Genomic DNA, 1,996 nt, shown 5'->3' with positions numbered 1-1,996 from the left:
GCCATGGCGGCGCCACTTCGCACATCGCCATCATCGCGCGCTCGCACGGCATTCCGGCCGTGCTCGGCCTTGGCGGCCAGATCAATGCCTTGCGCACCGCGCGAGAGGTCGCGCTCGACGGCAATGCCGGCCATGTGATCATCGACCCCGACGCGGCCGGCGAAATCGGCGCGGGTCGCCGCGTCGAAGCGGCGGCAAAGGAGCGCGCCGGCCTGACCATCTTCAAGACGGTGACGCCGAAGCTTGCCGACGGCAGGATCATCGAGATCGCGGCCAATATCGGCTCACTTGAGGAAATCGAAGCGGCGCAAGAGGCTGGCGCCATGGGCATCGGCCTGTTCCGCACCGAGCTTCTGTTCATGCGCCATATGCATCTGCCCTCGGAAGACATGCAGGCCGAGACCTATGCGGCGCTGGCCAAGGCTTTTGCGCCTTATCCGGTCATTGTGCGCACGCTCGACATCGGCGGTGACAAGCCGATTGCCGGCATCGAATTTCCCGACGAGGAAAACCCCTTCCTCGGCTGGCGCGGCATCCGCATGTGTCTCGACCGGCCCGACATCTTCAAGCGCCAACTGCGGGCGCTGCTGCGGGCCGCCGTGCACGGCAACATCAAGGTGATGCTGCCGATGGTGTCCGACCTCTCGGAGGTCAGGCAGACGCGCGTGCTGGTTGATGAATGCACGGCCGAGCTGAAAGCCGAAGGCGTGCCGCACGCATCATTCGATCTCGGCGTCATGATCGAAACCCCGGCCGCCGTGCTGATCGCTCCGGCGCTGGCCAAGGAGGTCGCTTTCTTCTCGATCGGAACCAACGATCTGACCCAGTACATCATGGCCGCCGACCGGCTCAATCCGACCGTCGCCAAGCTCAACGATGTCACCAATCCAGCCGTCATGTCGGCGATCGAAATGACGGCAAAAGCCGGCGTCGCCGCCGGTATCATGGTCGGCATGTGCGGTGAGGCGGCCGGCCGTCCCGATCTCATTGCGACCTTCGTGAAGATGGGACTGACCGAACTGTCGATGAGCCCGGCTTCCATCCAGCGCGCCAAGAAAGCGATCATGGCCATGGCCGCTGAAGGCTAGCCCAGACCGGCTAATTACGGCAGATGGGCAAGCAAGGTGGCGAACACCGGTGTCAGTTCAGCGATGGGGTTTGCCTTGGCGCAGGCCTGAACGATGCGGTCGTGGCGAATATCCGCCGCCAATATCGCGATCTCCAGCATATCCGGCTCCGGTGCACCGTCGCTGCCGGTGGTCGCCAGGCCGCAGGCCAAAGCGAGCGGCGCCAGGCAGCTTATGTCGAGCGCCCGGCCGGCAATCGCGGCCGGCGTTTCCGGCACGGTCTCGGCAAAGCGAACTGGACGCTGGCTGAGGCACTCGACCAGCAGCGCCGAACAGATCGCCGCGATTGCCTGCAGTCCGGCGCCTGGCGTGGCCAAGGCGGCCAGGAGGTCGCCATGCCGCTTGCGCATCGTGGCATGGACGGCCGCGAAATCGGCTTCGTGGATGCGGGCATTGTCGATGTTCAGGCCGGCAAGCACCGCCTTGGTCAGATAATACATATCGCGCCGGAACAGGCGCTTCGCGCTCAGCTGGCGATCCTCGTTGCCGATCGGGAAATAGGTGCCGAGGCCCTTTACCGTCGTGCCGTCCACCTTGATCGGGCGCTCATGCGGGACGAAAGCTTCAGCGATCGACAGCGCCTCGTCGACGGCACTGGCGGCATGGCTGAGCAGGCCTTCGATGCCCTTGCCCGGAAACGGCGGCAGATGGCTGGTTGCTTCGCGCAGGATGCTGGCATCGCCGCTGCCGTCATGGCGGCTCTGGCGGATGATTTCGCGGACTTCCCGCAGCCGATCCTTCAGATTGACGCGGACATCTTCGGAGATTTGTCGGAGCATCGCAGATCGCCTTGAAATTTGCTGCGGATAGCCGCCAACCGGGGCAGCCGCCACTCTCTACATTGTTCCTATCGATTGGTAGATCAATAG

Annotated in this window: 2 protein-coding genes; one reads left to right on the top strand and one right to left on the bottom strand. The window is 64.1% G+C overall.

Annotated elements, in window-relative coordinates; translation table 11 throughout:
• Window positions 1-1,088, top strand: a 1,088-nt coding sequence (gene ptsP, locus EN893_RS31225; RefSeq protein ID WP_128362064.1) for a phosphoenolpyruvate--protein phosphotransferase, incomplete at its 5' end; no start/stop codon positions are given.
• Window positions 1,089-1,102: 14 nt separating this feature from the next.
• Here the strand turns inward: ptsP and EN893_RS31220 are convergent.
• Window positions 1,103-1,906, bottom strand: coding sequence for a hypothetical protein (locus EN893_RS31220; RefSeq protein WP_128362063.1), 804 nt, complete (start codon window positions 1,904-1,906; stop codon window positions 1,103-1,105).
• Window positions 1,907-1,996: the final 90 nt, after the last annotated feature.

This window comes from Mesorhizobium sp. M7A.F.Ca.CA.004.04.2.1 (assembly GCF_004022825.1).
Taxonomy (GTDB): domain Bacteria; phylum Pseudomonadota; class Alphaproteobacteria; order Rhizobiales; family Rhizobiaceae; genus Mesorhizobium.
The sequence above is the reverse complement of the archived record's forward strand: the minus strand, read 5'-3'. Positions and strand labels throughout refer to the sequence as shown.

Coding starts and splice junctions, on each gene's coding strand:
- EN893_RS31220 (WP_128362063.1), bottom strand. CDS start 1,906: ATGCTCCGACAAATCTCCGAAGATGTCCGCGTCAATCTGAAGGATCGG.